Source organism: Seonamhaeicola marinus (genome assembly GCF_008085455.1).
In genome coordinates this window covers 1-381 of the sequence record NZ_VSDQ01000631.1, presented here as the reverse complement: position 1 = coordinate 381, position 381 = coordinate 1, and the positions used below count along the sequence as shown (strand labels likewise).

At 29.4% G+C, this 381-nt stretch carries 1 protein-coding gene; it reads right to left on the bottom strand.

Annotation, left to right across the window (positions count from 1 at the left end; genetic code table 11):
• Positions 1-381, bottom strand: a 381-nt coding sequence (locus tag FUA24_RS25160) for a hypothetical protein (protein WP_187388255.1), incomplete at both ends; no start/stop codon positions are given.

Sequence of the window (381 nt, the reverse complement as noted above, 5' to 3'; positions counted from 1 at the left end):
TATAAATGATATCATCACTTTCTCCAGTTTTTTCAAAATCTTCAATATCTGCGTTCCATTCATAAACTCCAGATTCAGCTTCAAAATCATCAGCTAAATTAGCTTTTGAAGCTAAATTTAATGATTGTTTAGCGTTAAATTCAATTAAGCTATTTCTAGATTCAATGCTACTAGCATTATCAATAGAGTTTAAAGCAGTTGCCTTAAAACCACTAAATTTAGTAGTGTTTGGAGCGCTTAAGAATTCTGCAAGCTCAATAATTTCATTTAAAGCATCGTTGTTAGTGAAATCTTCAACTTTATTTAAAAGTTCAATGCTATTGTCTTCAAGTTGTTGTTTACCTTCTTCAACAGTTAAAGATCCGTTTAATTTGTTTGAAT